The sequence below is a fragment of the Actinomadura bangladeshensis genome (genome assembly GCF_004348335.1).
Classification (GTDB): Bacteria; Actinomycetota; Actinomycetes; order Streptosporangiales; family Streptosporangiaceae; genus Spirillospora; species Spirillospora bangladeshensis.
The window spans coordinates 20,824-42,118 of the sequence record NZ_SMJW01000005.1 but is presented as its reverse complement, the minus strand read 5'-3'; the positions used below and the strand labels follow the sequence as shown (position 1 = coordinate 42,118).

15 protein-coding genes are annotated in these 21,295 nt (G+C 75.9%); 3 read left to right on the top strand and 12 right to left on the bottom strand.

The window, feature by feature from the left end:
- Nucleotides 1–16: 16 nt before the first annotated feature.
- From E1284_RS02260 to E1284_RS02245, 4 genes are read right to left on the bottom strand one after another with little or no spacing between them, the layout of a single operon-like run.
- The gene (locus E1284_RS02260) at nucleotides 17–1,159 is read right to left on the bottom strand and encodes an acyl-CoA dehydrogenase family protein (RefSeq protein ID WP_131936485.1); all 1,143 of its coding nucleotides are present in this window, start codon (nucleotides 1,157–1,159) and stop codon (nucleotides 17–19) included.
- Nucleotides 1,160–1,180: 21 nt separating this feature from the next.
- On the bottom strand, nucleotides 1,181–2,407 hold the full coding sequence (locus E1284_RS02255) for a cytochrome P450 (protein WP_165965093.1): 1,227 nt from the start codon (nucleotides 2,405–2,407) through the stop codon (nucleotides 1,181–1,183).
- The gene (locus E1284_RS02250) at nucleotides 2,400–2,903 is read right to left on the bottom strand and encodes an SRPBCC family protein (protein WP_131936481.1); all 504 of its coding nucleotides are present in this window, start codon (nucleotides 2,901–2,903) and stop codon (nucleotides 2,400–2,402) included. Before E1284_RS02250 ends, E1284_RS02255 begins: the two co-directional genes overlap by 8 nt.
- 56 nt (nucleotides 2,904–2,959) lie before the next feature.
- On the bottom strand, nucleotides 2,960–4,411 hold the full coding sequence (locus tag E1284_RS02245) for an MFS transporter (RefSeq protein WP_131936479.1): 1,452 nt from the start codon (nucleotides 4,409–4,411) through the stop codon (nucleotides 2,960–2,962).
- Nucleotides 4,412–4,674: 263 nt separating this feature from the next.
- On the opposite strand from E1284_RS02245, the gene E1284_RS02240 reads away from it, so the two are divergent.
- Both E1284_RS02240 and E1284_RS02235 read left to right on the top strand, forming a co-directional pair.
- Nucleotides 4,675–5,562, top strand: a complete 888-nt coding sequence (locus E1284_RS02240) for an AfsR/SARP family transcriptional regulator (protein WP_131936477.1) — start codon at nucleotides 4,675–4,677, stop codon at nucleotides 5,560–5,562.
- 31 nt (nucleotides 5,563–5,593) lie between these two features.
- Nucleotides 5,594–6,019 carry a nuclear transport factor 2 family protein gene (locus E1284_RS02235; protein WP_207923512.1) on the top strand — a complete coding sequence of 142 codons (426 nt, stop codon included), beginning with the start codon at nucleotides 5,594–5,596 and terminating at the stop codon, nucleotides 6,017–6,019.
- A gap of 111 nt (nucleotides 6,020–6,130) precedes the next feature.
- Here E1284_RS02235 and E1284_RS02230 read toward each other — a convergent pair whose 3' ends face one another.
- The 5 genes from E1284_RS02230 to E1284_RS02210 are packed head-to-tail and all read right to left on the bottom strand — an operon-like array spanning nucleotide 6,131 to nucleotide 17,902.
- On the bottom strand, nucleotides 6,131–6,391 hold the full coding sequence (locus E1284_RS02230) for an acyl carrier protein (protein ID WP_131936475.1): 261 nt from the start codon (nucleotides 6,389–6,391) through the stop codon (nucleotides 6,131–6,133).
- On the bottom strand, nucleotides 6,388–7,365 hold the full coding sequence (locus E1284_RS02225; protein WP_131936473.1) for an aromatase/cyclase: 978 nt from the start codon (nucleotides 7,363–7,365) through the stop codon (nucleotides 6,388–6,390). Before E1284_RS02225 ends, E1284_RS02230 begins: the two co-directional genes overlap by 4 nt.
- Nucleotides 7,366–7,408: 43 nt before the next feature.
- Nucleotides 7,409–8,188, bottom strand: a complete 780-nt coding sequence (locus tag E1284_RS02220) for an SDR family NAD(P)-dependent oxidoreductase (RefSeq protein WP_131936471.1) — start codon at nucleotides 8,186–8,188, stop codon at nucleotides 7,409–7,411.
- Nucleotides 8,181–16,964 (bottom strand): type I polyketide synthase, encoded by an 8,784-nt coding sequence (locus E1284_RS02215; protein ID WP_131936469.1) that lies wholly within the window; start codon nucleotides 16,962–16,964, stop codon nucleotides 8,181–8,183. The genes E1284_RS02220 and E1284_RS02215 overlap by 8 nt, the downstream gene beginning before the upstream one ends.
- The gene (locus E1284_RS02210; protein ID WP_131936467.1) at nucleotides 16,961–17,902 is read right to left on the bottom strand and encodes an acyltransferase domain-containing protein; all 942 of its coding nucleotides are present in this window, start codon (nucleotides 17,900–17,902) and stop codon (nucleotides 16,961–16,963) included. The genes E1284_RS02215 and E1284_RS02210 overlap by 4 nt, the downstream gene beginning before the upstream one ends.
- A 122-nt stretch (nucleotides 17,903–18,024) precedes the next feature.
- Between E1284_RS02210 and E1284_RS02205 the strand changes: the two genes are divergently transcribed.
- Nucleotides 18,025–19,062, top strand: coding sequence for a ketoacyl-ACP synthase III family protein (locus E1284_RS02205; protein WP_131936465.1), 1,038 nt, complete (start codon nucleotides 18,025–18,027; stop codon nucleotides 19,060–19,062).
- On the opposite strand, the gene E1284_RS02200 is transcribed toward E1284_RS02205, so the two are convergent.
- Genes E1284_RS02200 through E1284_RS02190 form a run of 3 tightly spaced genes read right to left on the bottom strand, consistent with a single transcriptional unit; the run spans nucleotide 19,013 to nucleotide 21,250 of the window.
- Nucleotides 19,013–19,222: an acyl-CoA carboxylase epsilon subunit gene (locus E1284_RS02200; RefSeq protein WP_131936463.1), complete on the bottom strand. Its 210-nt coding sequence runs from the start codon at nucleotides 19,220–19,222 to the stop codon at nucleotides 19,013–19,015. The genes E1284_RS02205 and E1284_RS02200 overlap by 50 nt on opposite strands.
- Entirely contained in the window at nucleotides 19,219–20,763 is a 1,545-nt protein-coding gene (locus E1284_RS02195; protein ID WP_131936545.1) for an acyl-CoA carboxylase subunit beta, read from the bottom strand. Before E1284_RS02195 ends, E1284_RS02200 begins: the two co-directional genes overlap by 4 nt.
- 1 nt (nucleotide 20,764) lies before the next feature.
- Nucleotides 20,765–21,250, bottom strand: coding sequence for a flavin reductase family protein (locus E1284_RS02190; protein WP_131936461.1), 486 nt, complete (start codon nucleotides 21,248–21,250; stop codon nucleotides 20,765–20,767).
- Between the last annotated feature and the right edge of the window lie 45 nt (nucleotides 21,251–21,295).

Here is a 21,295-nt window from a genome sequence, read left to right as displayed (position 1 = left end):
CTCCTCTCGGGCTCCGTCAGGTCCGGACGCGCTCGGCGAGCGCCTCGACGAAGCCGGGCGCGGCGCGTTCGGGGCGCAGCGCGGCGTGCGAGCAGCCGACGGTGACGTCCCGCCAGCAGCGCTGCAGCGGGTCGCCGCGGTCCTGCGCGGCGGTGCCCGCCGACCTCATCAGCGTGTTGACCGCCTCCACCAGCAGGGACGCCGCGTAGGAGGCGCGGTTGGCGTTCTCGAACGCGCGGGCCCGGCCCTCGCCGGCGTCCAGCGCCGACACGACCCGGTCGACCAGCAGCCCGGCCGCCTCGATCCGCGCGGCGGACGTCGCGATGTCCAGCGAGGCCGCGTCGCCGGCGGGCGGCGGCCCCCCGGTGCGCGGCGCGGCGGCGGGCGGGGCCGCCGCGCGTTTGGCGGCGGCCGTGCGGGTCGCGGCGGCCAGCGCGCCGCGCGCCGCGCCGAGCAGCGCGGTGATGCAGGTCAGGCCGCCGACCGCGGGCAGCGGGACGTTGTGCTGCGGTGCCTGCGAGGTCTGGTTGAGGCCGCCCATCACCTCCTTGAACAGCACCGTCCGGTGGGCGGGCACGAAGACCTCGTCCACGATGAGGGTGTGGCTGCCGGTGGCGCGCATGCCGACCGCGTCCCAGGTCCGCTCGAAGGTGAAGTCGGCGCTGGGCACCGCGAAGAAGCGCGGCTCGATGCCGCCCGGCGCGGGTCCGGCGATGAGCGCCCAGTCGGCGAACTCGACGCCGCTGACATAGCGCCAGCGTCCGCGCAGCAGGAAACCGCCCTCGGTCTCCTCGGCGGACCCGGCGGGCACCAGGCCGGGGACGAGCAGCGCGCCCGGCGTGCCGTCCCACAGGTCGCGCTGCCCGTCGATCGGCAGATGCGCGGCGAACCGGCCGGTGTAGGCGAACATCGCGGCGCACCAGGCGGTGGACGCGCACGCCTCGCCGATCCGGGCGACCGCGCCGGTCAGCTCGTGGAACGTGGACTCCGCGCCGCCCCAGCGGGCGGGCGTGAAGTGCCGGGGCAGGGGGGTCGCGGCCACGGCGGCGACCGCCGCGCCGTCCAGCCGCCCGGTGCGGTCGGCTTCTCCGGCGTGCTCGGCGGCGGCCCGCACGGCGGCGTCGAGGGCCGTCCGCTCGTCGGTGGTGGTCATGGTCATGGGTTCATCACTCCAGCCGGGTCACCAGGTCACGGGCAGCGTCTCGACGCCGTACACCAGCCCGCCGTCCTTGAAGGACAGCTCCTCGAACGGGACGGCGAGCCGCAGCTCGGGCAGCCGGCGGTAGAGCGTGCGGAAGACGACCTCCAGCTCCAGCCGGGCCAGCTCGGACCCGAGGCAGAGGTGCCGGCCGTGGCCGAACGCCAGGTGCTTGCGGGACCCGCGGGTGATGTCGAGCTCGTCGGGGCGGTCGAACGCCTCGGGGTCCCGGTTGGCGGCGGCGGTGAGCGGGAAGACGCCCTCGCCCTCCCGCACCTCGGTGCCGGAGATCGTCAGGCCGGTCCGCGCGACGCGCGCCGTGGTGAGGTCGGTGACGCTGAGGTAGCGCAGCAGTTCCTCGACGGCGGACGGCGCGAGGTCGGGGTCGCCGCGCAGCAGGTCGAGCTGCTCGGGGTGGCACAGCAGCGCCAGCGTGCCGAGCGCGATCATGCTGGCGGTGCTCTCGTGCCCGCCGTTGAACAGCAGCCGCGTCAGGTGGACCAGCTCGTCGAAGTCGTCCTCGCGCGGGAAGGCGCCGGTGAGCTTGGAGACCAGGTCGTCGCCGGGCGCGTCGTACTTGGCCGCGACGAGGGCGCGGAAGTAGGCGTCCAGCTGGTTGACGGCCTCCTTGCGCTCGGCGGCCGTGGCCGTCCCGCCGAACATGGTGCGGGTGCGGACGTGCAGGAAGTCCTTGTCCTTCGGGGGGATCCCGAGCAGCTCCATGATCACCGAGATGGTGACCGGCAGCGCGAGGCCGGCGAGCAGGTCCCCCGGCGGGCCCGCCTCCAGCAGCGCGCTGGTCTGCCTGCCGACGATCTCCTCGACGCGGGGCCGCAGCAGCTTGACGCGCCGGACGGTGAAGTCCTTGGCGACCCGCTTGCGGTAGTCGGTGTGCCGGGGCGGGTCCATGCCGAGCAGGGACGAGTTGAGCGTGAAGTCCTCGGGGATCGGGAACGGGGCGGGGAACCCGGGGTGGCCCCGGTCGTTGCCGAGCCGTTCGTCGTTCAGCGCCTCCCGGACCTCAGCGTACCGGGTGACGACCCAGGTCGGTTCGCCGGCGGAGCGCGGGACCCGGGTGAGGCCGGGCCGCGCGCGGCACTCGCCGTGCCGGTCGGGCGGGGCGAACGGGCCGGGCCGGCGCCAGGGGAAGGGCGCACCGCGCGCCTCGTTCTGCTGCTCGTGCTCGTAGGGGCATTCGCGGTCAGGCATGGTCGCCTCCTGAGGTGAGGGCGGCGGCGAACCGGGCGAGCGTGTCGCCGGGGCTCGGGCCGTCGATGGCCGCGCGGACGCGCGCGGCGCCGCGGCCGTGCCGCGCCAGCTCCACATGCGCCAGTTCCACGCGGGTCGACCCGGGCCCGTCCGGGGTGAAGGTCACCTCGACGCGGCTGGCCCGCTCGTCGTCGCCGATGGGTCGGAAGTCGCCGTCGATGCGCCACGTCAGCACGAGGCGGTGCGGCGGCTCCCAGGCCAGCACGCGGCCCCAGTCGAGCTCGCGGCCGTCGGCGGAGCGCTCGTACCAGCGGCCGCCCGCGCGCGGCTCGAAGACCACCCTCTCCCGGGCGGCGACCAGTGCGTGGCTCTCCGGCCACCACTCGGTCGGCCGCCCGGTGAAGTGCGCGAAGGCGCGCTCCACCGGCACGGGGACGTCGACGGACTTGCGGACGGGAGGGACCGCGACCGGGGTCGCTCGCTGGCTCGCATCCATGGGGCCCACTCTCGCCCGCGTCCGTCGACGTCCTGTCGGGATGCTGTCGAGAGGGCTCAGCCGCGCGCGTCCCGCTCCTGGTCGGGCCGGACCTTCGGGACGGCGAGGGCCGCGGCGACCCCCAGCAGCGGGAACAGCGCCGAGACCAGCAGGGCGCGGTCGAAGCCCGCGGCGAGCGCCCGCTCGGTGGCGTGCCCGCCGTGCGCGACGGCGGAGGTGTGCGCGGCGGCCACGACCGCGAGGATGCCGAGCCCGAGCGCGCCGCCGACCTGGCGGCTGGTGTTGAGCAGCCCGGACACCAGGCCCTGCTCGCGGTAGCCGACCTCCGAGGTGCCCGCGACGGTCATGGACGCCGACACCAGCCCCTGGCCGATGCCGAGGACCAGCGTCGGCCCGAACAGGTCGGCGAGGAAGCCGGCGTCCGCTCCGGCGCGCGACAGCCAGGCGAGGCCGGCCGCCGACAGCAGCAGCCCGGCGACCAGCAGCGGGCGCGGGCCGGTCTTCGGCACCAGCGGGGCGATGCCGCGCGCGGCCACGACGATGCCGAGCGACAGCGGCAGGTACGCGAACCCGGTCTCCAGCGGGCTGTAGCCGAGCACGAGCTGGAGCAGCAGCGTGAACAGGAAGAACGTCCCCCACAGGGCGGCGGTGCTGGTGAACGCGACCAGGTTGGCCGCCGTGACCGAGCGGTTGCGGAAGATGCCGAGCGGCACCAGCGGGTGGCTCTCGCGGCGGCGGGCCTCGTTCACCGCGAACAGGGCCAGCAGGACGACGGCGAGGCCCAGGCTCACGATGATCTGCGGCGAGCCCCAGCCCTCCTTCTCGGACCGGACGATCCCGTACACGAGCAGGATCAGCCCGGCCGTGATGGCGAGGGCGCCGGGCAGGTCCATCCGGCGGTCGCCGTCGTCCTTGCGGGACTCGGTGACCGCGTACGCCGCGCCCGCCGTCAGCAGGACGCCGACGGGGACGTTGACGAGCAGGATCCAGCGCCAGGACAGCCACTCGGTGATGGCTCCGCCGACCAGGGCGCCGATCGCCCCGCCGCCGGCGGCGACCGCGCCCCAGAGCCCGAACGCGCGGGCGCGCCGCTCCCGGTCGGTGAAGGTGGTGCCGAGGACGGTCAGCGTCGCCGGCGCCATGATCGCCGCGCCGAGGCCCTGCGCGCCCCGCGCGGCCAGCAGCGAGGCCGGGTTCCAGGCCAGGCCGCCGGCCAGGCTCGCGAGCGTGAACACGCCGATGCCGCCGAAGAACACCCGGCGGCGCCCGTAGATGTCGGCGAGCCGCCCGCCGAGCAGCAGGAATCCCGCGAACACGATCGTGTACGCGTTGATGATCCATTGCAGTGAGCCGGTCTGGAAGTGCAGCGCGGTCTGGATGGAGGGAAGCGCGACGTTCATCACCGAGGCGTCCAGCACCACCAGGAACTGGCCGGCGCAGCAGACGGCGAGAACGAGCCCGAGCCGCTCCGACGTGCCCTTCTCGGCAACCGTCATTTCTGTCGTCACCGAGGTCACTCCTCTTCGGTCGACGAGGGGGTTCTCTGACGTCGCGCTTGATAACCGGCGGCGGTCGCGGGAAACGCGTTCGCCCAGACCGCGGAGTACTCCTTTCGACACCCCCCGCCGACCGAAAGGCGCACCCGGCGGTGGACGTTCGGGGACCCCGCGCCGCACCGAACGACGATGCGGCGCTTAGAGCGCGCCTGCACGGCTAAAAGCGGCGAATGTCATGAACGACCACGACCAGATCCACGGAGGTCGAAACTCGTATGCTCCACTTCAAGCTGCTCGGCCCGCTGGAGGTCGCGGGCGGCGGATCCGCGTTCGCACCGACCGCGCCGCGCGTGCTGAACACGCTCGCGCTGCTGCTGGTGCGCGGTGGTCGCGTCGTGCCACTCGACACGATCATCGAGGAGCTGTGGGGGGACGACCCGCCGCGCAGCGCGGCCCGCACCGCTCAGACGTACGTGTACCAGATCCGGCGCTGGCTGACCGCCGGCGCCGCCCCGGCGGGGGACGAGGACGTCCTGCTCACCCGCCCGCCCGGCTACCTGCTGCGGGTCGCGCCCGAGCAACTCGACCTCAGCCGGTTCGACCGGCTGCTCGCCGAGGGCCGCGCGCTGCTGCAGGACGGCCGCGCCGCCGACGCCGTGGATCCGCTGTGCCGCGCGCTCGACCTGTGGACGGGCCCGCCGATGGCCAACGTCGAGCTGGGCCGGGTGCTGGAGAGCCACGCCGCGGCGCTGGACGAGCACCGCGCCCACGCGCTGAACCTGCGCATCGAGGCCGACCTGCGGCTCGGCCGGCACCGCGAGCTCATCGGCGAGCTGCGGTCGCTGGTCGCGCTGAAGCCGTACGACGAGTGGTACCACACCCTCCTGGTGTGCGCGCTGGCGCGCTCCGGCCGCCGCTACGACGCCCTGGAGGCGTTCCACGCGGCCCGGCACATCCTGGCCGAGGACCTCGGGCTCAGCCCGTCCCCCGAGCTGAGCGAGGTGCACACCGCCGTCCTGCAGGGCGAGCAGCCGAGGACGCCGCTGGCCTGCACCGAGGGCAGGGCGGCCGCGCCCGCCGGGCCCGGCGCGGTGAAGCGGGCCGTGCCGGGGCCCCGGCCGCCGCGGCGCACCGGGCTGCCGTCCGCGCAGCCCGTCCACTGACCGGAATCCGACTCACCGAAGGGAAGCACCCGTGCCGACCACCATCGCGCCCGCCGAGCTGCGGGCCGCCATCGACGACTTCTACGCCTGGCACATGCAGCTCCTCGACGCCGGAAGGGTCGAGGAGTGGGCGGACGCCTTCACCTCCGACGGCGTGTTCGACGCCCAGGGCCACCCCGAGCCCGTCCGCGGCCGCGACCGGATCCGGTCGGCGTCCCGGGCGGTCGCCGACAAGCTCGCGGAGGCGGGGATCGTCCGGCGGCACTGGCTCGGCATGAGCCGCATCGTCCCCGAGGACGGGACCGTCCGGGTGATCAGCTACGCCCTGGTGCTCCAGTCGGACAAGGAGAACGGGACCGCACTGCATTCCAGCACCACCTGCGAGGACGTGCTGGTCCCGGACGGCGATTCCTGGCTGATCCGGGAACGGGTCGTCCGGGTCGATGGGATGTCCTGACGGTACATCCCGAACAAGCGTTTCCTGAACGTCCGTAAAAACGCCCAGGAAAACGCGCCGAAAAGAGCCGGCGACCCGCATGGGCCGCCGGCTCTTTCGCCGTTTCCGTCCTTACACGGTCTGCCCGAGCCTGGCGTTGACGAACTCCAGGTATTCGCGGGGCGTCTTCAGTTCCGCGGTCTCCTCCTCGGGCAGTTCGACGCCGAACATGCGCTCCACCTGCGCGGTGGTCTCCATGACGGCGAGCGAGTCGTAGCCGAGGTCGGAGAACGGCACCTCCAGCAGGTCGGCCGAACCGTCCTCCAGGGTCTCCGCCTCACCCGCCGCGGCGCGCAGCGCGTCCTTGAGGCCGTCCAGTGTCAGTTCCCTCATCTTCCGCTCCTCTCGTCCTCCGCGTACCGCTTGGCCGCGCGCAGGGTCGCCCTGCTGTTGGCGCCGAGCGTCTCGCGGATCTTCTGCCGCACCGCCGGCAGGTCCATCCCGCCGGCGGCCCCGGGCAGCGCCTCCGGGTCGATGACCACCGTGTGCCGGGACGTGACGCGGACCGCGCCGTCCCCGGCGGGCTCGAACAGCCACTCGCCGTTGTGGGTCCGCATGACGGGCGGCGTGGTGGTCTGCTTGTAGACGATGCGCTCGCCCGGCACGCACACCCGCCCGGAGGCGGTGGTGTGCGCCGACCCGTCGGGCGACCGCGTGTCCATCTCCATGAACTGGAGGCCGGGCTCGTCCTCGGTCAGGGCGACGCGCAGCACGTGCGGGAGCCGCTCGGGCCACCGGTCGCACTCGTTGACGAAGTCGTAGGCCGCCTCCAGCGGCCCGTGGACGGTCTCGCCGTCGCTGAACTCCAGGAACAGGCCGGTGTCGGCCCCGCTCTCGGTCGCAGTCTCGGCCGCGCGCCTGAGCGCGTCCAGCTCCGCGCCGCTGTTGGCGTCGACGGCCCGGTCGATGAGCGCGAGGGCGCCGGGGTCGCCGTCCACGGCGGCGTAGTCGTGGACCAGGACGACGCGGGAGCCGCCGTCCCCGTCGGGCTCGATCCGCCAGGTCCCGCGCATCGCGGCCACCGGGGCGCTCGGCTCGGCCTGCGCGAACTCGACGGTCCGCGCGCCCGGGTCCAGGGCGCGCTCGGACACCCAGGTGCGCAGCGCGCCGTTGGCGAGCGCCCAGATCCGGATGCGCTCCGCGCGGTCGTCGCCGGAGAGCCGGACGGCGCGCACGGTCGGCGGGAAGTGCACCGGCCAGGTCGTCACGTCCGCCACGATCCGGTAGACCGCGTCCGGCGGGGCCTTGATCCGGGTGGCGTGCTCGGTGTGCCGGGTCGCCGGCGCGGTGTCCTCTCCTACGGTCATCGGAACTCCTCAGAAGTCGCGGGTCCTCGGAAGTTGCGGGTCCTCAGAAATTGCCCAGGCCGCCGCACACGTTCATCGCCTGGGCGGTGACCGCCCCGGTGTCCGGGCCGGCCAGGTAGGAGACCATCGCGGCGACCTCGCGGGGCGCCGTGTAGCGGCCGAGCGGGATCTTGGCCTCGAAGCGGGCCAGCACCTCGCCCTCGGTGACGTCCCAGTAGTCGGCGTAGCCGCGCCGGATGGTCTGCGCCATGGGCGTCTCGACGTAGCCGGGGCAGACGGCGTTCACGGTGACGCCGCTCTTGGCCAGCTCCAGGCCGAGCGCCTTGGTGAAGCCGACGACGCCGTGCTTGGACGCCGAGTACGGCGCGCCCAGGACGACGCCCTGCTTGCCCGCCGTGGACGCGATGTTGATGATGCGCCCCCACCCGGCGTCCTTCAGCCCGGACGCCAGGAACGCGCGCGTCACACGGAAGACGCTGGTCAGGTTGGTGGCGATGACGTCGTCCCACAGTTCGTCGGGGATCTGCGCGGTCTGGCCGCCGCCGCCCCGCCCGACGTTGTTGACCAGGACGTTGACCGGGCCGGCGGCGTTGGCCTCCTCGACCAGCGACCGGACCTGGTCCGCGTCGCGCACGTCGCAGGCGGTGCCGTCCACGTCGCCGCCGGCGTCCCGCAGCTCCTTGATCGTGCGGGCGACGGCCTCGCCGTCGCGGGCGCAGATGAACACCCGCGCGCCCTCCCCCGCCAGCCGCTCGGCGACCGCGCGGCCGATGCCGCTGGTCGCCCCGCTCACGAAGGCGTGCCGGTCGCGCTGCTCACTCATCGTCGTTCTCCTTCCGCTCGGCGGTACCGTCACCGGGCGGCAGCGCCGCCCGGATGACCCCGGCCAGGTCGGCGGGGGTCGGATTGTCCATGACCGCGGTGGTCGGCAGCTCGATCCCGAGCTCGCGGTTGACGCGGTTGCGCAGGTCGACGCTGAGCAGGGAGTCGAAGCCGAGTTCCTTGAACGCGTCGTCCGGTCCGACGGCGCCGGGCTCGGGGTACCCGAGGATCTCCCCGGCGGTGTCGCACACGGCCGCGGTCAGGACGCGCTCCAGGTCCTCGCCGGAGGCGCCGCGCAGGCGCCCGGCGAGACCGGTGCCGGAAACCTCGCCGTCCTCGGCCGGCTCCGGGGCGGGGCGGACGGCGTCGGCGAGCATCGGGACCGTGCCCGGTCGCACGTCGCGGACGTCCAGGTCCATCGGGACGAGGTGCTCGCGCGGCGACCGCAGCGCCGCGTCGAACAGGTCGAGGGCGCGTGCGGCGGCCAGCGGCGCGATCCCGGTGCGGCGCAGCCGGCCGACCTGCTCGCCGGACAGGTGCCCGGTCATGCCGCCGCGCTCCTCCCAGAGGCCCCAGGAGAGCGAGACGGCGGGCAGGCCCCGGGCGCGCCGGTGGCCCGCGAGGGCGTCCAGCCAGGTGTTGGCGGCGGCGTAGTTGGACTGCCCGGGGGCGCCGAGCACGCCGACCGCCGAGGAGAACATGACGAACGCGTCCAGGTCCATGTCCCGGGTCAGGTCGTGCAGGTGCCAGGCGGCATCCGCCTTGGGGCGCAGGACGCCGTCCACGCGCTCACCGGTCAGCGTCGCGGCGAGCCCGTCGTCCAGGGCGCCGGCGGCGTGCACCACGGCGGTCGGCGCGTGCTCGGCGAGGAGGCGGGCCAGCGCGTCCCGGTCGGCGGTGTCGCAGGCCGGGAAGGCGGCCTCGGCGCCGAGGCCGGTCAGCTCCGCCTCCAGCTCCGGGACGCCGTCGGCGGCGCGTCCCCGGCGGCTCGCCAGGACGAGCCTGCGCACGCCGTGCTCGCGGACGAGGTGCCGCGCCAGGAGGGCGCCGAGCCTTCCCGTCCCCCCGGTGATGAGCACCGTTCCGCGGGGGCCGAAGGGAGCGGGCGGCGGGACGGTCAGGACGAGCTTGCCGATGTGCTCGGCGTGCCGCAGGGTCCGCAGCGCCTCGGGGGCCCGCCGTATGTCGTAGGTGTGGAGCGGCAGGGGCCCCAGCGCACCGTCGTCGTGCAGGGCGAGCACGGCCCGCAGGACCTCGCCGACCCGCTCGGGTTCGACGCTGAGCAGGTCGTACACGGCGTACCGGACCTCGGGATGCGCGGCCCGCACGGCTGCGGGGTCGCGGACGTCGGTCTTGCCGATCTCCACGAAGCGGCCGCCGGGGCGCAGGACGCGCAGCGAGGCGTCCACGGTCTCGCGGGCCAGCGAGTTGAGGACGACGTCGATCCGCCCCTGGAACCGCTCCTCGAACTCCAGGTCGCGGGACGAGGCGATGTGGTCGTCGTCGAGGCCCAGCTCGCGCAGGACGTGCTGCTTGGGCGGGCTCGCCGTGGCGTACACCTCGGCGCCCAGGTGCCGGGCGAGCCGGAGGGCCGCCAGCCCCACGCCGCCGGTCGCCGCGTGGATCAGCACGCTCTCGCCGGGGCCCAGCTCCGCGATCTCGACCAGGCACTGATAGGCGGTGGCGAAGACGATGGGCACCGACGCGGCGCGGGCGAACGTCCAGCCCGGCGGCATGGGGACGACCTTGCGGGCGTCGGCGATCGCGACGGGCCCGTGGGAGCGTTCGAACACGCCCGCCACCCGGTCCCCAGGCCGCAGCGCCGTGACGCCGGAGCCGGTCTCGGTGACGATCCCTGCCCCTTCGCCGCCCATGGTCCGCTCGGTGCCGACCAGGCGCAGCGCGACGGCGACGTCCCGGAAGTTGAGTCCGGAGGCGCGGACGGCGATACGGACCTCGCCCTCGCCGAGCGGCCGCCCGGACTCGGGGGCGGGGACGAGCGCCAGGTCGTCCAGCGAGCCCCGGCGGGTGACGTCCAGCCGCCAGGGGCCCTCGTCCGGCGGGACGAGCCCGTCGTCGCCGGGCCGGGCCAGCCGGGGGACGTACAGGCGGCCGCGCCGGACGGCCAGCTCGGCTTCTCCGGTCGCGAGAGCCCTGGTCAGCGCCTCTTCGGAGCGCCGGTCGCCGTCGCCGTCGATCAGGACGAGGCGGCCCGGGCGTTCGGAGCGGGCGGAGCGCACGAGCCCGGTCACCGCCGCCTGCGCCAGGCCGGCGACGTCGTCGCCGGGGAGGACGCGTTGCGCGTTCCTGGTGACGACGGCGACGGTGTCGGAGTCCGGGATGCTCTGGAGTTCGTCGAGGACGGCTCGTGCCGCGCTGTGGGCGTCGTCCGGCATGGGTCCGTCCAAGTCGCAGACGGGCACGATGTGCGCCTCGGGTGGTGCGCCGTCCGGTTCGCCGGTCAGCTCACGCCATGCCGTTTCGTAGAGGCCGCCGGGGGCGGCGCCGGCGAGCGGGCGCAGTTCGAGCGACTCGACGACGGCGACCGCGCGGCCTTCGTCGTCGGCGGCCTCCAGCCGCGCCGTCCCGCCGCCGTCCCGGGTCAGCCGCACGCGGAGCGACGAGGCGGCGGCGGGCTCGCAGGAGACGCCCTTCCAGGCGAACGGAACCTCCGGGGGTCCTTCGCCGGGCAGGAGCAGCGGGTGGAGGGCGGCGTCCAGCAGCGCGGGGTGGACGCGGTGCGCGCCCCGGTCCTGGTCGGTGCCGACCTCGGCGTAGAGGTCGTCGCCGTCCCGCCAGGCGCGGCGCAGGCCGCGGAAGGCGGGGCCGTAGCCGTAGCCGCGTTCGGCGAGCCGGTCGTAGGCGCCGTCCAGCGGCAGAGGCTCCGCGCCGGGCGGCGGCCACGTCCCGGCGGGCGCCGCCGGCAGGGATCCGGCGCCGTCCTCCAGGGTCCCGGTGGCGTGCCGGGTCCAGTCGCCGGCGTCGCGGGGGCGGGACTCGATGACGACCGACCGGTCCGCGCCGGCCAGCAGGCGGACCTCGACTTCTCCGTCGGCGGGGATCGGCAGCGGGCGTTCCAGCACCAGTTCGCGCAGGCAGGGGCGGCCGGTCCGGGCGCCCGCCGCACAGGCCATCTCGACCTGGGCCGTGCCGGGCAGCAGGATCTCCCCCGCGACCTCGTGGCCGGCGAGCCACGGGTGCCGCGCGACGGACAGCCGCCCGGTGCGCAGGACGCCGCCGCCGGGCAGCTCCACCTCGGCGTCCAGCAGCGGGTGCCCGGCCTTCGCCGCGCCCGCGAGGCCGGCCGCGCCCGAGGACCCGGCGGACAGCCAGTAGCGCCGGCGCTCGAACGGGTAGGTCGGCATCGGCACGATCCGGCCCTCGGGAGCGAACGCGGCCCAGTCCACCGGCATGCCGTCGGCGTAGGCGGCGGCGACGCCGGTGAGGAACTGCGCGAGCCCGCCTGCGTCCCGGCGCAGCGTGCCGAGGACCGTCACGTCGCGGTCGCCCGCCGTCCCGGTGATCGCGCGGGTCAGCACCGGATGCGGGCTCACCTCGACGAACCGGGTATGGCCGGCGTCGATCAGCGCGTCCACCGCGTCCTGGAACCGCACGGTGCCGCGGATGTTGTCGAACCAGTAGCGCTCGTCCATCGGCCGGTCGAGCGGCCCGCCGGTCAGCGTCGACCACAGCGGGACGGCAGGGTCGGCCGGGTCGAGCCCGGCGAGGTCGGCGAGCAGCGGGTCGCGCATCGGTTCCATGGCCTGCGTGTGCGAGGCGTAGTCGACGTCCACGCGCCGCGCGTCGACGCCCTCGCCCTGGAGCCGGGTGACGAGGTCGTCGAGGGCGTCGGCGTCCCCGGCGACGACGGTCGAGGACGGCCCGTTCACCGCCGCCGTCCACACCCGGCCGGGCAGCTCGATCGCGTCCGCCGGGAGCGGCACCGAGGCCATGCCCCCGCTGCCCGCGACCTTCCGCAGCGCGCGGCTGCGCAGGCACGCCACCCTGGCGGCGTCGTCCAGGGACAGGGCCCCGGACACGCAGGCGGCCGCGATCTCGCCCTGCGAGTGCCCGACCACCGCCGCCGGGCGGACACCGGCCGACTCCCACAGCCGGGCGAGCGACACCATCACGGCGAACAGCGCCGGCTGGACGACGTCCACCCGGTCCATCGGGTCGTTCTCCAGCACGTCCCGCAGCGACCAGCCGCAGTGGGCCGACAGCGCCCGCTCGCACTCGGCCATCCGCTCGCGGAACACCGGGGACTCGCGCAGCAGGTCGAGGGCCATGCCGCGCCACTGCGCGCCCTGCCCGGGGAACACGAACACCGGCTCGGAGGCGTCCCCCGCCTCGGCCCGGACGACCGCGGGCGACCGGTAGCCGCGCACGGCCGCCGGCGCACCGGCCCCGTCCGCCAGGGTCCGCAGACCGGCCATGAGGTCGTCGCGGTCGTCGCCGACGACGACGGCGCGCCACCGCATCGGCGTGCGGGCCGCCAGCGTCCGGGCGATGTCGGCGGGCCGCGCCTCCGGGTGCCCGGCCAGGAACGCGCGGGCCTGTTCGGCCTGCGCGCGAAGCGCCGTGCCGGTGCGGGCCGACAGCGGCAGCGGAACGGGACCCGGGCCGTCCGGCTCTCCGCCGGGCGGTGCCGGGGCCTCCTCGACGATGACGTGCGCGTTGGTCCCGCTGATCCCGAACGAGGAGACGGCGGCCCGCCGCGGGCGGTCCGCGCGCGGCCACGGCACCGGGTCGGTGAGCAGGGCCAGGCCGCTCCCGGCCCAGTCGACGTGCCCGGACGGCTCGCGGACGTGCAGCGTGCGGGGCAGCCGCCCGGCGCGCAGCGCCTCCACCATCTTGATCAGGCCGCCGATGCCCGCCGCCGCCTGGGCGTGCCCGATGTTGGACTTGAGCGAGCCCAGCCGGACCGGGTCGTCCGCCGCGCGGGCGGCACCGTAGGTGCGGGCCAGCGCGCCGGCCTCGACGGGGTCGCCCAGCGCGGTCCCCGTGCCGTGCGCCTCGATCGCGTCCACGCCGGCGGGGCCGATCCCGGCGCGGTCCAGCGCGTCCCGGATGACCTGCTCCTGGGCGGTGCCGTTCGGCGCGGTGAGCCCGTTGCTGGCCCCGTCCTGGTTGACGGCGCTGCCGCGCAGGACGGCCAGGACCGGACGCCCCTCCCGCCGCGCGTCGCCCAGCCGCTGCAGCACGGCCAGCCCGGCGCCCTCGGCCCAGGCGGTGCCGTCCGCGTCGGCGGAGAACGCCTTGCAGCGGCCGTCGGAGGCGAGCCCCTGCTGGCGCCCGAAGTCCAGGAACATGCCGGGCGTCGCCAGCACGGTGACGCCGCCCGCGAGCGCCGTGTCGCATTCGCCCTGCCGGATCGCCTGCGCCGCCATGTGCACGCTGACCAGGGACGCCGAGCACGCGGTGTCCACGGTGACGGCGGGGCCGCGCAGCCCGAGGACGTAGGCGATGCGGCCCGAGGCGACGCTGGGCGTGGTACCGGTGAGCCGGTGGCCGCGCGTGCCGTCCTCGGGTTCGGCGAGGCGCGGGCCGTACTCCTGCGCGGTGGCGCCGACGAAGACGCCGGTGCGGCTGCCGCGCAGCGCGTCGCGGCCGAGCCCGGCCCGCTCGCACGCCTCCCACGCGGTCTCCAGCAGCAGCCGCTGCTGCGGGTCGATCCCGGCGGCCTCGCGCGGCGAGATCCCGAAGAACGCGGCGTCGAACTCGGCGGCGCCGCCGAGGAACCCGCCCAGGGCCGGGACGCCGGACAGCTCGCCGAGGTCCCAGCCGCGGTCGTCCGGGAACGGCCCGATCGCGTCGGTCCCGGTGTCCACCAGCCGCCAGAGGTCCTCGGGCGAGCGGACGCCGCCCGGGTAGCGGCAGCTCATCGCGACGATCGCGATGTCGTCATCGCTCTCGCGGCGTTCGCGGGCGGGCGCGGGTGCGGGCGTGGCCGTCCGGGCGCCGGGCTCTTGCCGCAGGGCGTCCGCGAGCTCCGCGGCGGTGGGGTGGTCGAAGAGCAGGGAGCCGGGCAGATCGCGGCCGAGCGCGGCCGACAGCCGGTCGCGGATCACGACGGACATCCGCGAGTCGACGCCCAGTTCCCGGAACGGCACGCCGGGGTCGGCGGCCGCGCCCGTCCCGAGGGCCTGTTCGAGGGTCTCGGCGACCAGCCGCCGGGTGTCGGTCCCGGCGGCGGGCGGCGCCGTCTCGTCCGGGACGGCGCCGAACCAGTGGCGGTCGCGCTGGAACGCGTAGGTCGGCAGGTCGGTCAGGCGGGCGTCCGGCCCGAAGAAGGCGCGCCAGTCCGCCTCGCCGCCGGCGAGGTGGATCCCGGCCAGGGCCGCCGCGGCGCCCTCCGCCTCGTCCCGCCCGCCGGGCAGGCAGGGCAGCGCGGTCACGGCGGGGTCGGCGACGTTCGCCGGGAGCAGGTCGGTCAGCGCGGTGCCGGGACCGGCCTCGACGAACCGCCGCGCGCCCAGCGCGTGCAGCGCCCGGAGGGCGTCGCCGAACCGGACGGTCCGGCGGGCGTTGCCGGCCCAGTGCCCGGGGTCCGCGAGCCGCCCGGCGTCCAGCTCGGCGCCCGTCACCGAGGAGACGATCGCCGGCCCGCCGGACGGGCGCCGCCAGTCCAGCCCGGCGGCGACGGCGCGCAGCTCGTCCAGGATCGGCCCGACGAGCGGCGAGTGGACGGCCCGGCCGATGCGCAGCCGCTTGGTGCGCCGCCCGGACCCGGCGAAGTGCTCGGCCGCCGCCGCCACGACCGCCTCGTCCCCCGCGATCACCACGGACCGGGGGCCGTTGACGGCGGCGACGCCGGCGCGGCCCGGCCGGTCCGCGAGGACGGCGCGGGCCTCGTCCTCGCCCGCCTCCACCGCGACCGCCGCGCCGGCCGGCAGCCGCTCGAACAGCCGCCCCCGCGCCGCGACGAACTCCGCCGCGTCGCCGAGGGGAAGCGCCCCGGCGACGTGCGCCGCGGTGATCTCCCCGAGCGAGTGGCCCGCGACGGCGTCCGGCCGGACGCCCCACGACTCCAGCAGCCGGAAGAGCGCCGTCTCGACGGCGAACACGGCCGGCTGCAGCAGCTCCTGGCCGTCCAGCCGGCCGGCGCGCAGCACCTCGATGACCGGTGCGCCGATCGCCGGTTCCAGCGCGGCGCCGACCTCGTCGAGCGCCCGCGCGAACGCCGGATACGTCTCGTAGAGGCGGCAGCCCATGCCCGGGTGCTGCACCCCCTGCCCCGGGAACAGCAGGGCGGTGCGGCCGTCGCGCCTCCTGACCCGGACCACTCCGGGCGCGTCGCGGCCCGCCGCCAGCTCCCGCAGCCCCTCCAGGTGGTCGCCGGTGACGACGGCGCCGTGCTCGAACGCCGTCCGCGAGACCGCGAGGGAGAAGCCGGCGTCCCGCTCGTCCGGTCGTGTCGCGGCCAGGTCGGCGAGGCGCCCGGCCTGGGCGCGCAGTGCCCGCTCCGAGCGTCCGCTCACCACCCAGGGGACGGGCCCGGTGGCCGCGTCGGGGGCCGCGTCGGGGGCCGCTCCGGAGTCCTCGCCGGGCGGCCCCGCGAGGACGAGATGGCAGTTGGAGCCGCCGAGGCCGAACGCCGAGACGCCCGCGACGCGGTCCCCGTCCGGCCAGTCGCCGGCACGGTCGCAGACCCGCAGGTTCAGGCCCGCGAGGTCGATCTCGGGGTTGGGCTCGGCGAAGTTCGGCGTCGCGGGGAGCCGCCCGCGCGCCATCCCGGCGGCGGTCTTGATGAGGCCGGCGATGCCGGCCGCGCCCTCCAGGTGGCCGATGTTCGGCTTCACCGAGCCGACCAGCAGCGGGTCCCCCGGCGGGCGGGCCGCGCCGAGCACCCGGCCCAGCGCGGCCGCCTCCACCGGGTCGCCCCGCCGCGTTCCCGTGCCGTGCAGCTCGACGTACTGGACCGCGCCCGGATCGACGCCGGACCGTTCGCAGGCGAGCCGCAGGACCTCCTCCTGCGCGTCCCGGCTGGGGGCGGTCAGCCCGGGCGTGGCGCCGTCGTTGTTGACCGCGCCGCCGAGGATCACGCAGTGCACGCGGTCGCCGTCCCGCAGCGCCGCGTCGAGCGGCTTGAGCACCACCGCGCCGCCGCCCTCGCCGCGGACGAAGCCGTTGGCGCCCGCGTCCAGCGGACGGCACCGCCCGTCCGGCGACAGCGCGCCGAGTTCCCGGAGCGCCTCGTGGCTCTCCTCCGCGAGGTTCACCTGCACGCCGCCCGCGACGGCCAGCTCGCAGTCGCCGTCCCGCAGGCTCTGCGCCGCCTGGTAGACCGCCACCAGGGACGACGACTGGGCCGTGTCGACGGTGACGCTGGGGCCGCGCAGGCCGAACACGTGGGAGACGCGTCCGGAGATGAAGCCGCGCCGCGTTCCGGTCAGCGTGAAGGGCGACGCCTCGGCGGCGGCGTCCCGGGCCTGGAGGAGTCCGTAGTCGTCGGCCATCGCGCCCACGAACACGCCCGTCCGGCCTCCGCGCAGCGACGCGGGCAGGACGCGGGCGTCCTCCAGCGCCTCCCAGGCGAGTTCGAGCATCAGGCGCTGCTGCGGGTCGAGTTCGGCGGCCTCCGCCCGCGGGACGCCGAAGAAGGCGGCGTCGAAGCCGTCCACCTCGTCGAGGAAGCCGCCGGGGCCGCTGGCGCGTCCCTCCGGCGCCGGGCGGATCGCCTCGCCGCCGCGGCACAGCAGCGACCAGAACTCCTCCAGGCCCGGTCCCCCGGGGACGCGGGCGGACATGCCGATGACGGCGATGGGCGTGCTCATTGCGGTACCAGCTCCTCCGTCGTCCCGAGCACCCGGCTGCGCCCGGCCAGGACGCGGGGGTGGCGGCGGGCGAGCATCGTGAGGCTCTGCCCCGGTCCGGTCTCCAGCAGCAGGTGGTCGCCGTCGTCAAGGAGCCGGTCCAGCGCGCGGGCGAAGTGGACGGTCCGGGCGGGCTGCCCGATCCAGAAGGCCGGGTCGCACGCCCGCTCCGCGGTGAGCGGGGCGGCGTCGTAGGCCGAGTACAGCGGGACGGACGGCGGCCGCAGCGCGACGCCGGCCCACCCGTCCCCGGCCCGGTCCGACGCCGCCGCCACGAGCGGGCTGTGGAACGCCTGCCGCGCCGGGACGCGCCGCACCGTCCTCCCGTCCGCCTTCAGCCGGGACATGGCGCGGCCGAGCGGCTCCTCCGCCCCGGCGAGCAGCAGCTGCCGGGGCGCGTTGACGGCCGCGAGGTGCACGTCCCCGCCGAGCAGGGGCTCCACCTCCCGGACCGAGGCCGCCACCGCGAGCATCCCGCCCGGCTCGGTCGCGGCCAGCGCCGGCAGCCGCGCCATCATCAGGCGCATGCCGTCGGCGAAGTCGAAGACCCCGGCGAGCGCGCCGGCGACCATCTCCCCGGCGGAGTGCCCGAGCAGCGCGCCGGGCGGCCCGTGGCGGTCCGCCATCGCGCGCCCCAGCGCGTACCCGACCGCGTACAGCAGCGGCTGCGCCACCGTGACGTCGTCGAACTCCGGCGACGGCCGCTCGGCGAGCCACTGCGCGCGCAGGTGCGGGCCGCGCGGGCCCATGAGCGCGAACGCCTCGTCCATCGTGCGGGTGAAGCCCGCGTCGGTTCCGTACAGGGACGCGGCCATCCGCGGGCGCTGCGCTCCCTGGCCCGGGATCAGCAGCGCGATCGGCAGCGGACGCCCCCCGCCGGCTCGGTGGTCCTCAGTCATGCCTTCTGTCTAGGCCGCCCGCGTCGAGATCCGGCCTAGGGTCATTCGCGCCCGGCGCCTCGGCGGGGGCGCGACGACCCGTCCTCGACGGCTCCCTGACGGGCGGCTGCGACGCTCACCGCATGAGGTACGACGACATCTACGTGGCGGGGACCGGACGTCACCTGCCCGAAGCGATCGAGACGGCCGACGCGGAGAAGCAGGGCCTGTGCGCCCGCAAGGACGTGTGGCGCACCGGCATCGAAGCCGTGTGCGTCGCCGAGGAGGCCCCGCCGGAGATGGCGGCGGACGCCGCCCGGCAGGCGGTGGAGGACGCCGGCGCGGACCCGTCCGACGTCGAGCTGCTCCTGCACGCCAGCGTCCACTACCAGGGGCACGACCTGTGGGCGGCCGCCTCCTACGTCCAGCGCGAGGCGCTCGGCAACGACTGCCCGGCCGTCGAGGTGGGGCAGCAGTCCAACGGCGGCATGGCGGCGATCGAGCTGGCCGCCGCGTATCTGGCGGGCCGGGCGGCGGGGAGCAAGGCGCTCGTGTCGACCGGCGACCGGTTCGCGCTGCCCGGCTTCGACCGCTGGCGCACCGACCCGGGCACGATCTGCGGCGACGGCGGCACCGCGATGGTGCTGGCGCGCGGCGTTCCGGACGGTGGAGGCGACGCCGTCCGGCTGCGCAGCGCGTTCTCGGTCTCCGACCCCGGCCTGGAGAAGCTCGGCCGGGGCGCGCGCCCGTTCGCGGACGCCCCGCTCGCCGCGGCGCGCCCGATCGACGCCGAGGCGCCGCGCGAGGAGGCGGTCGCCGAACTCGGCTTCGCCGAGGTGCTGCGGCGGCTGCGGGACGGTCAGGTCCGCGCCGTCGAGGGCGCGCTGTCGGAGGCCGGCGTCGAGCGCGCGGACGTGGACTGGTTCGTCCTGCCCCACCTGGGCCTGCCGAAGATGGACGTGCAGTTCTTCGAGCCGCTCGGCATCGACCGGGCGCGGACCACGTGGGACTGGGGCAGCCGGATCGGCCACCTCGGCGCCGGGGACCAGATCGCCGGGCTCGGGGAGCTGATCGGGACCGGCCGCCTCGCGCCCGGCGAGCGCTGCCTGCTCGCCGGGGTCGGGGCGGGCTTCACCTGGTCCGCGGCCGTGGTGGAGCGGACGCCGGGCGCGGCGGGCTGAGCCCCTCGGGGTCCCAGCGCGGCCCGGGCCGCCGCTCCGCCCCGTGCGGAGCGGCGGCCTCCGCCGCGCGGCCGCCGCCCTCGTGCAGGAGCACGGCGACGAGCGCCGCCAGCTCCCGCTCGTCCAGGCGGCCCCGCACGATCTCGATGCCGGCGCTCACTGCGGCTGGTTCCCGTGCTTGCGGCCGGGCCGGGGCGCGTACTTGCCGGCCAGCATGTCCAGCGCGTCGATGATCCGGACGCGGGTCTCGGCGGGGTCGATCACCTCGTCCACCAAGCCGCGCTCGGCCGCGTGGAACGGGCCCATCAGCTCGCGCCGGTAGTCCTCGACGCGGGCGCGGCGCTCGGCCTCGGGGTCGTCGGCGGCGGCGATCTCCCGCCGGTACACCACGTTCACCGCGGCCTCGGCGCCCATCACGGCGATCTCGTTGGTCGGCCAGGCGAGCGACACGTCCGCGCCGATCGACCGCGAGTCCATCACGATGTAGGCGCCGCCGTAGGCCTTGCGCAGGACGAGCTGCACGCGCGGCACGGTCGCGTCGCAGTAGGCGTACAGCAGCTTGGCGCCGTGCCGGATGATGCCGCCGTGCTCCTGGTCGACGCCGGGCAGGAAGCCCGGCACGTCCACGAGGGTCACGAGCGGGATGTTGAACGCGTCGCAGAACTGGACGAACCGGGCAGCCTTCTCCGCGGCCGTGATGTCCAGGACCCCGGCCGTCTGCGCGGGCTGGTTGGCCACCAGCCCGGTGACCCGGCCCGCGAACCGGACGAGCGCGCACACCACGGTCGTCCCCCACATCTCGTGGATCTCGAACGTCTCGCCGTCGTCCACGATCTCCTCGATCACGGCGCGCACGTCGTAGGCGGCCTTGGGGTCGGCCGGCACCAGGTCGCGCAGCAGCGGGCAGGAGCGGTCCGGCGGGTCGGCCGTGGGCTGCTCGGGCGCGAACCGGGTGTTGTCGGACGGCAGCAGCGACAGCAGGTAGCGGACGTCGGCGAGGCACTCCTCCTCGCCGTCGTACATCGCCTCGGCGACGCCGGTCCGGGCCGCGTGCACCTCGGCACCGCCCAGTTCCTCATGGGTGATCGTCTCGCCGGTGACGGCGCCGACCACGTCCGGGCCGGTGATGAACATCTGCGCGGTGCCGCGCACCATGAAGACGAAGTCGGTCAGCGACGGCGAGTACGCCGCCCCGCCCGCGCACGGGCCGAGCATCACGCTGATCTGCGGGATCACCCCGGAGTTGCGGACGTTGCGCTGGAAGATGCCGCCGTACCCGGCGAGCGCGGTCACGCCCTCCTGGATGCGCGCGCCCGCCCCGTCGCACAGCCCGACGAGCGGCGCGCCCGTCTTCGCCGCCAGGTCCATGATCTTGTGGATCTTGCTCGCGTGCGCCTCGCCGAGGCTGCCGCCGAAGACCCGGAAGTCGTGCGCGTAGGCGAACACCCGGCGGCCCCCGACCAGGCCCCAGCCGACCACGACGCCGTCCGTCGGCGGGCGCTTGCGCTCCATCCCGAAGCCCTGCGCCCGGTGCCGCCGCAACGTCTCGATCTCGGTGAAGGTGCCCTTGTCGAACAGCAGGTCGAGCCGTTCCCGCACCGTCAGCTTTCCCTTGGACCTCTGCGCCCGCAGGGCCCGGTCTCCGCCGACCTCGGCGGCGGCGCGGCGCTCGGCCTCCAGGCCGGCCATGCGGTCCCGCATCTCAGACACTTCCGTAACCTCCGTCGGCGAAGACCAGCGGGCGGGCGTCGCGCAGGCAGCCCGCCGCCACGACCAGGCCGACGACCACCCGGTGGTCGCCGAGTTCGATCGCGTCCACGAGCGTGCAGTCGACGAAGCCCGCCGCGTCGGCGAGCACCGGCGCGCCCGTCGCCGCGGTCGCGATCTCCTGGCCGGCGAAGCGGTCCACGCCGCGCGCCGCGAACCGGTGCGCGAGGGTCTCCTGGCCCGCGCACAGGAAGCTGACCGCGAAGCAGCCCGCCCGCCGCACCACCGGCCACGTCCGCGACCCGGATCCGATGCAGAACAGGACGAGCGGCGGCTCCAGCGAGACGGACGTGAACGAGTTCATCGTCGTCCCGGCGGGTCCGTCCCCCGAGTCGGCGGCGGCCACCGTCACTCCGGTGGCGAAGCCGCGCATCACCGTCCGGAACTTGCTGGCCTCCACGGGTTCGATCTGGCGAAGCACGGCGGTCCCTCCGCTGGGCGAACGGTCGCCGCCAACGTAGGGCGG

Coding starts and splice junctions, on each gene's coding strand:
- E1284_RS02260 (WP_131936485.1), bottom strand. CDS start 1,159: ATGACCATGACCACCACCGACGAGCGGACGGCCCTCGACGCCGCCGTG.
- E1284_RS02255 (WP_165965093.1), bottom strand. CDS start 2,407: ATGCCTGACCGCGAATGCCCCTACGAGCACGAGCAGCAGAACGAGGCG.
- E1284_RS02250 (WP_131936481.1), bottom strand. CDS start 2,903: ATGGATGCGAGCCAGCGAGCGACCCCGGTCGCGGTCCCTCCCGTCCGC.
- E1284_RS02240 (WP_131936477.1), top strand. CDS start 4,675: ATGCTCCACTTCAAGCTGCTCGGCCCGCTGGAGGTCGCGGGCGGCGGA.
- E1284_RS02230 (WP_131936475.1), bottom strand. CDS start 6,391: ATGAGGGAACTGACACTGGACGGCCTCAAGGACGCGCTGCGCGCCGCG.
- E1284_RS02225 (WP_131936473.1), bottom strand. CDS start 7,365: ATGACCGTAGGAGAGGACACCGCGCCGGCGACCCGGCACACCGAGCAC.
- E1284_RS02220 (WP_131936471.1), bottom strand. CDS start 8,188: ATGAGTGAGCAGCGCGACCGGCACGCCTTCGTGAGCGGGGCGACCAGC.
- E1284_RS02215 (WP_131936469.1), bottom strand. CDS start 16,964: ATGAGCACGCCCATCGCCGTCATCGGCATGTCCGCCCGCGTCCCCGGG.
- E1284_RS02210 (WP_131936467.1), bottom strand. CDS start 17,902: ATGACTGAGGACCACCGAGCCGGCGGGGGGCGTCCGCTGCCGATCGCG.
- E1284_RS02205 (WP_131936465.1), top strand. CDS start 18,025: ATGAGGTACGACGACATCTACGTGGCGGGGACCGGACGTCACCTGCCC.
- E1284_RS02195 (WP_131936545.1), bottom strand. CDS start 20,763: ATGCGGGACCGCATGGCCGGCCTGGAGGCCGAGCGCCGCGCCGCCGCC.